Raw genomic sequence first — 5,874 nt, 5'->3', positions numbered from 1 at the left:
GGTCAAAAAAAGGAAAAAAAGTTTATGGAGATAGACAAGGAAAAAGGGGAGTCAGAGAAAATCTAGTAGCAGGGAGAAGAAAAGGAAAAAAAGATTTGATTGCGCCGATGGTTCTTACTGTGGCGTTTAGCGTCTCAGCTTTATTTGAAACTACTATATTGTCTCGAATAATGCTCCAGACAGTATCGTTATCAATGCCCAAATAACCGTGAATAAGACGATTGCGGGTGGTAATGATCTGTCGCCAAGGGACCTCTGGGTGTGTGGCTCGTATCTCATTAGGAATATGGGTAGCCGCCTCGCCAATTAATTCTAGATTTCGTAAAGTGGCATCATAGTTAATTTCGCTGGCGATAAAGGTTTCCTGATCCATTTCTATGGTGTAGGCCAGCGCTTTTTTAGCAAAGCAAATCATGTCGTCAATGTAAAAATGCCATTCCCGATTGGGAGATTTAGACATCTATTTTTTCCTGTTCGATCTGGGAGCGTAATTCTGGTCTGAGGGCCTTTTCTGTTGCTAGGTCCACGGCACAACCTAACAAGTCTTCTAGATAAAACTGCACTCCGAAATACCGGTGGGATGTGGCAGGTCCATCGAAGCTGACGAGAATATCTACATCACTATGGGGACCAGCTTCATCCCTTGCGGTGGAACCAAACAGTGCTAACTGGGTAACACCAAAACGAGATTGTAAATCTGGTTTACTTTGACTTAGCAATTGCAGGACTGATTGGCATTTCATTGTTCATCAATAACATGAACCACTGAGGGACTATTCCGCTAATCCCAATACCCATTGCACTAGGGTCCGTACTGGATAGCCCGTGGCACCAGCATTGTGAACTCCATTTTGCTTATCAGTCCACACAGGCCCTGCAATGTCTAAATGGGCCCAGGGAGTTTCCTTGATGAATTGTTGTAAAAATAACGCCGCTGTAATGGAACCACCGGAACGGGGCCCCGTATTTTTCATATCGGCGATCGGGGATTTGAGACCTTCAAAATATTTGGATTCCATGGGCATTTGCCAGAATTTTTCCCCCGCCTTATCGGCCGCCACTTTGAGTTCATCGGCCAATTCCTGATTGGGACTCCATAAGCCACCAATGTCATCCCCCAGAGCTACAATACAGGCCCCGGTTAATGTGGCTAGATCAACGATCGCCTCTACACCAAGTTTTTCCGCAAATACTAGGGCATCGGCCAGGGTAAGGCGACCTTCCGCATCGGTATTATTTACCTCAATGGTTTTGCCGTTGGAGGCGGTGAGAATATCCCCTGGGTGCATCGCCGTGCCACTGATCATATTTTCCGTAGCGGCACAGATAAAATGTATTTCTACGTTAGGTTTCAATTGGGCGATCGCCTTAGCAGCCCCGAGGGTAGCACCGCCGCCCCCCATATCCATTTTCATCGTTTCAATGCCACTACCTGCACCTTTGATGTTTAAACCACCGGAGTCAAAGGTGAGACTTTTGCCGATGATCGCCAACTTTTTCACCGGATTAGCAGGGCGATAGGTGAGATGAATAAATTGCGGTGGTAACTCGGAAGCTTTCGCCACCCCCAGAAATGCCCCCATGCCTAGGGCCTCACATTCTGTCTGCCCCAGCACTTCCAATTCTAAACCGTAGGTCTGGGCCAATTCCGTGGCAATTTCCGTAAAGGTTAAGGGGGTGACTTCGTTGGCCGGAGCCGCCACCATTTCCCGGGCCAGAATTACCCCGGAGACAATTTTTTCTGCTTTACCAATGGCTGTTGACTGTTCCCCCAAGCCTAGCAATTCCACAGTGGTCAGCTTAATTTCCTTATCTTCAGGATCGGACTTGAAGCGATTATCTTGATGCAGGGCTAGTAAAATTCCTTCGGTCAAAATTGCCGCTGTTTGCGCTGGATCATGCTCCCGTTGGGGCAAACTCACCCCTAGGGTTTTAACTTTTTCTCCCTTGGCCAACCGGGCGATCGCCGCCGCCCCATCTCCTAACACCTGGCTGTTAAATTTTTCAATTTCCCCCAGTCCCACTAGAATCAGCTTTTTGATTGGGGTTTTACTGCCCACCCGAGACACCAACTTTTGTCCCGCTTTACCCTTAAACTCCTTTTCCTCAATCAGTTCCCGCAATACCCCTTCCAGGCGATCGTCCAATTGGGTCAGGTCCCCAGTAATTTCCGTTGCATTTTCAAAAAATCCCAGGGCCAGGGCATCTCCCTGCCAAGTCAAAGCTGTGTAGTCGGTTCCGCGGATCTGCATCGCTGTTTGTTTTTCTGTTGAGGGACTGTCCGTCCCCCATTTTGCCACACTCCCATAACCGCTGGCGATCGGGCAGTTAATGCCCCGGTTTATGGATTTGTCCAAAGAGCTTGTCAAGGTTGATACTTCTTGGTATGTTGTTAATGCGCTAAAAAAGCCGGGATAGCTCAGTTGGTAGAGCAGTGGACTGAAAATCCTCGTGTCGGCGGTTCAAGTCCGCCTCCTGGCATCACAAAACTCCTTATATAACTGTGCGGCGACACACTGTGTTGGTCATCGGTTACATATTGGGGGAGACGTTGTTTAATTTTACGGTAATGGCAGATTTAGCAAATTATCTAACTGGTTTAGGGTAACGGTTTGTTACGAGTGTTAAGGGTTGGGAGTTTGTTGGGTAGGCTAATGATTGTCGGTTCTAAATTAGAATTCCTATGTCGGACGTGATGATCCGGGTAGAAAATTTAGGCAAAAAGTACATGATTGGCCACCAAGCAGAGGGGCGGTCTAATTATGGGTTGTTGCGGGATGTGCTAGCAGATGGGGCCAAGTCCCTGGTAAAGCGGTTTACGGGCCGGGACAAAGGCGGTCGCCAAAATAGTTCCCTCCTCTCCAATTGATGAAATAAGATAAATTAAGTAGCAAATTTGATCAATATCTACAAGGATTAAAAATGGAAACCATTAATTATCAACAATTCTCTGAAAAACTGCCCACTTTGGTAGAAAAAATAGGTAATGAGCAAGAACCTCTCTGTCTAGAGCTTCCGAATTATTTACGAGCTGTTATTATATCTGAGCAAGATTACCGTAGTTTGATGGAAACTGTTTATCTGTTGAGTAACCCTGTTAATGCTGAAAAGTTATTAACTACCGCTAGTCGATCAATTGATCAAGCTACATCGTGGACAAAAGTAAAAAATGACTTAGGACTATGAAGGAAGTTGTTTTAGATTCGCAGGCAATTGAAGATATAAAGTGGTGGATTCAACAAGATAAAAAGTTAGCGTTAAAAATCATGGAATTAATTGAGACGCTACCAAAATCACCTTTTGCCGGCAAAGGAAAACCAGAAAAACTTCGTTTTAATTTGTCAGGTTTTTGGCCACGGCGCATTACTCAAGAGCATCGCCTAGTTTACGAAGTCACCGATGATTTCATTCGTGTTGTCAGTTGTCGTTATCATTACCGATAGCATTAATCGTATTTCGGTCGATCAAGTAACGGTTTGTTACGGGTGTTAAGGGTTGGGGGTTTGTTGGATAAGCTGATGAGTGTCGGTTCTCGATTAGGATTCCTATGTCGGACGTGATGATTCGGGTGGAAAATTTAGGCAAAAAGTACATGATTGGTCACTAGGCAGAAGGAAGGGTGAATGATAATCACTCAACACGTTTGTATTTAAACAAAGTCAATATAATGACCCATCGTCAATCGCAACCAGTCATTGTTTATACGCCGGAGAGTCGTTTACGGCATCCTGTTATTCTACTTCGGGAGATGAGACGGGATTTATTGGCGTCTCGCGGTCTGGCTTGGCAGTTGTTGGTGCGGGATATTAAGGCTCAGTATCGGCAGTCGTTGTTGGGGGTATTTTGGGCTTTTTTGCCACCGATTGTGACGGCGGTGGCGTTGTTGGTGGCGAAGGATGTGGGGGCGATCAATGTGGGGGCAACGTCGATTCCTTATCCGGCCTATGTGATGTTTAGTATGGCGTTATGGCAAACGTTTGTGGAGGCCTTGAATGGCCCTGTGGCGGCGGTGGGGGCGGCGAAACCGATGTTGGCGAAGATCAATTTCCCGAGGGAGGCGTTGATTTTGGCAAAGTTAGGGGAAGTATTTTTCAATTTTGGGATTAAGTTACTGTTGATTGTGGCTTTGTTTATCTGGTTTCGGATTCCGGTGAGTGAGATGGTGATCTTGGCGCCGGTGGCGTTAGTCCATTTGGTGGGGTTGGGGACGGGAATTGGGTTATGGTTATCGCCGTTGGGGGCGTTGTATCAGGATATTGGCCGGGCAATTCCCTTGTTGATGACGCCTTGGTTGTTGTTAACGCCGGTAATTTATCCACCACCAACTAAGGGTTGGTTTAGTGTGTTGGTGAACTGGAATCCGGTGACGCCGTTGTTGGTAACGGTGCGGGATTTGGCGACGGTGGGGATGGTATCGGAACCAGCAGGGTTTTGGTGGGCTAGTGGGTTGATGGTAATTTTGCTGTTGTCAGGGTGGTTGTTTTACCGTTTGGCGATGCCGTTTATTGTTGAGCGCATGAGTAGTTGATCACTAAAGGCGTTGAAACAAGCCCTTAATGGGTAACGGTTTGTTACGGGTGTTAGGGGTTGGGGCTTGGTTGGGTATGCTGGTGGCTAATGCTTTATGGGAGTGGATGGGATGACCCAGGTGTTGCCAAGGCTGGAGCCGATCGCCGGCGGCGGTAGTGATGTGGTGCTGTCGGTGCAGGGGGTATCGAAGAAGTTTTGTCGTAGTCTGAAACGCTCTCTGTGGTATGGGGTGCAGGATATTGCGGCGGAGATGGTGGGGCGGGGTAGTCGTCGGGATCTGAGACCAGATGAGTTTTGGGCGTTGAGGGATATTAGTTTTGAGTTGCGGCGGGGAGAGGCGTTGGGCTTAGTGGGGGCCAATGGCGCAGGGAAAACGACGCTGTTACGCATTATTAGTGGTCTGATTAAGCCGGATGAGGGGGAGGTAAAAATTCGCGGACGGATTGCGCCGTTGATTGCGTTGGGGGCGGGGTTTAATCCAACCTTGACGGGGAGGGAGAATATTTACACAAATATGTCGATTTTGGGGTTGACGAGGCAGGAAATTGATGATCGATTTGAGGATGTGGTGGCGTTTGCGGAGATTGGGGAGGCGTTGGATGCGCCGGTGCAGAGTTATAGTTCGGGGATGACGGCGCGGTTGGGGTTTGCTTGTGCAATTCATGTTGAACCAGAAATTTTATTGATTGATGAAGTTTTAGCGGTTGGGGATATTAGGTTTCGGAGTAAGTGTTATGAACGTTTAACCGAATTACAAAAACATCAAGTTTCATTCATTCTAGTGACTCACGCCGCTGATATGATTACTCGCATTTGTGAAACGGCTCTTTATCTCAAGAAGGGGCAACAAAGTCTATGGGATAAGTCAGAATTAGTGATGAAAACTTACGATGATGATTTATTTGGAAATAATCAAGAGTCTAGTGATTTTTTTATAAATCAGGAACGTAAAATTTTGGAAATAACCGATGTTGGTCCCAAGAAAGATGCTGTTATTCGCTACATTGCTTTCGAGGATGAAAATGGTAATGTTCTTCCAGAGATTCGGTCTGGAGAAGGTATGCAACTTTGTATTGGTTGTCAAGTCAATACCAAAATTGAAGATTTTAATGTAGGTTTGGGCATTCAAGGATTTTCTTTTGGGATGTTTGATAAAATTTTAGTCATGAATACATTCAGAATCGTTGAATGGCACTTATGTACGACCTAAAAATAGACAGAATAATCCTACAGCAAAGCAAATTCATCACCTTAGTGCTAACTCCCTTAGCCAGTGTACATAGCTTATTTTTTCACACATGAAAGCCTGTAAATAACGTAGTTTGTCTAACATTGTTGTACCTG

7 protein-coding genes, 1 tRNA gene and 2 pseudogenes are annotated in these 5,874 nt (G+C 46.2%); 7 read left to right on the top strand and 3 right to left on the bottom strand.

Annotated features, from left to right (window positions below; translation table 11 throughout):
* Window positions 1-119 (top strand): annotated as a pseudogene (locus H6G46_RS18440) (IS630 family transposase); the annotation flags it as partial.
* 95 nt (window positions 120-214) lie between these two features.
* On the opposite strand, the pseudogene H6G46_RS18735 reads toward H6G46_RS18440, so the two are convergent.
* From H6G46_RS18735 to H6G46_RS06005, 3 genes and pseudogenes are all read right to left on the bottom strand, one after another.
* Window positions 215-373: pseudogene (locus H6G46_RS18735) on the bottom strand (HepT-like ribonuclease domain-containing protein); the annotation flags it as partial.
* Window positions 374-452: 79 nt separating this feature from the next.
* The gene (locus H6G46_RS06010; RefSeq protein ID WP_010872663.1) at window positions 453-743 is read right to left on the bottom strand and encodes a nucleotidyltransferase family protein; all 291 of its coding nucleotides are present in this window, start codon (window positions 741-743) and stop codon (window positions 453-455) included.
* 30 nt (window positions 744-773) lie between these two features.
* Window positions 774-2,357, bottom strand: coding sequence for a leucyl aminopeptidase (locus H6G46_RS06005; protein ID WP_285891542.1), 1,584 nt, complete (start codon window positions 2,355-2,357; stop codon window positions 774-776).
* Window positions 2,358-2,408: 51 nt separating this feature from the next.
* On the opposite strand from H6G46_RS06005, the gene H6G46_RS06000 reads away from it, so the two are divergent.
* The 6 genes from H6G46_RS06000 (at window position 2,409) to H6G46_RS05975 (ending at window position 5,740) form a co-directional block, all read left to right on the top strand.
* Window positions 2,409-2,481, top strand: a tRNA-Phe gene (locus tag H6G46_RS06000).
* 202 nt (window positions 2,482-2,683) lie between these two features.
* Entirely contained in the window at window positions 2,684-2,869 is a 186-nt protein-coding gene (locus tag H6G46_RS05995) for a hypothetical protein (RefSeq protein ID WP_010872665.1), read from the top strand.
* Between the two features lie 53 nt (window positions 2,870-2,922).
* Window positions 2,923-3,186, top strand: a complete 264-nt coding sequence (locus H6G46_RS05990) for a type II toxin-antitoxin system Phd/YefM family antitoxin (protein WP_010872666.1) — start codon at window positions 2,923-2,925, stop codon at window positions 3,184-3,186.
* Complete coding sequence (locus H6G46_RS05985; RefSeq protein ID WP_041425816.1) at window positions 3,183-3,443, top strand: Txe/YoeB family addiction module toxin; 261 nt, start codon at window positions 3,183-3,185, stop codon at window positions 3,441-3,443. Before H6G46_RS05990 ends, H6G46_RS05985 begins: the two co-directional genes overlap by 4 nt.
* Before the next feature lie 224 nt (window positions 3,444-3,667).
* Window positions 3,668-4,528, top strand: coding sequence for an ABC transporter permease (locus H6G46_RS05980; RefSeq protein ID WP_071822651.1), 861 nt, complete (start codon window positions 3,668-3,670; stop codon window positions 4,526-4,528).
* A 111-nt stretch (window positions 4,529-4,639) separates the two neighbouring features.
* On the top strand, window positions 4,640-5,740 hold the full coding sequence (locus tag H6G46_RS05975) for a polysaccharide ABC transporter ATP-binding protein (protein WP_223211365.1): 1,101 nt from the start codon (window positions 4,640-4,642) through the stop codon (window positions 5,738-5,740).
* Window positions 5,741-5,874 lie beyond the last annotated feature (134 nt).

This window comes from Synechocystis sp. FACHB-908 (assembly GCF_014698595.1).
In the GTDB taxonomy this organism is placed as follows: Bacteria; Cyanobacteriota; Cyanobacteriia; order Cyanobacteriales; family Microcystaceae; genus Synechocystis.
This window is presented reverse-complemented; position numbering and strand designations above follow the sequence as displayed.

Excerpts from the sequence above, each read along its gene's own strand:
- H6G46_RS05995 (WP_010872665.1), top strand. The coding sequence starts at position 2,684 with ATGTCGGACGTGATGATCCGGGTAGAAAATTTAGGCAAAAAGTACATG.
- H6G46_RS05980 (WP_071822651.1), top strand. The coding sequence starts at position 3,668 with ATGACCCATCGTCAATCGCAACCAGTCATTGTTTATACGCCGGAGAGT.
- H6G46_RS05985 (WP_041425816.1), top strand. The coding sequence starts at position 3,183 with ATGAAGGAAGTTGTTTTAGATTCGCAGGCAATTGAAGATATAAAGTGG.
- H6G46_RS05990 (WP_010872666.1), top strand. The coding sequence starts at position 2,923 with ATGGAAACCATTAATTATCAACAATTCTCTGAAAAACTGCCCACTTTG.
- H6G46_RS05975 (WP_223211365.1), top strand. The coding sequence starts at position 4,640 with ATGACCCAGGTGTTGCCAAGGCTGGAGCCGATCGCCGGCGGCGGTAGT.
- H6G46_RS06010 (WP_010872663.1), bottom strand. The coding sequence starts at position 743 with ATGAAATGCCAATCAGTCCTGCAATTGCTAAGTCAAAGTAAACCAGAT.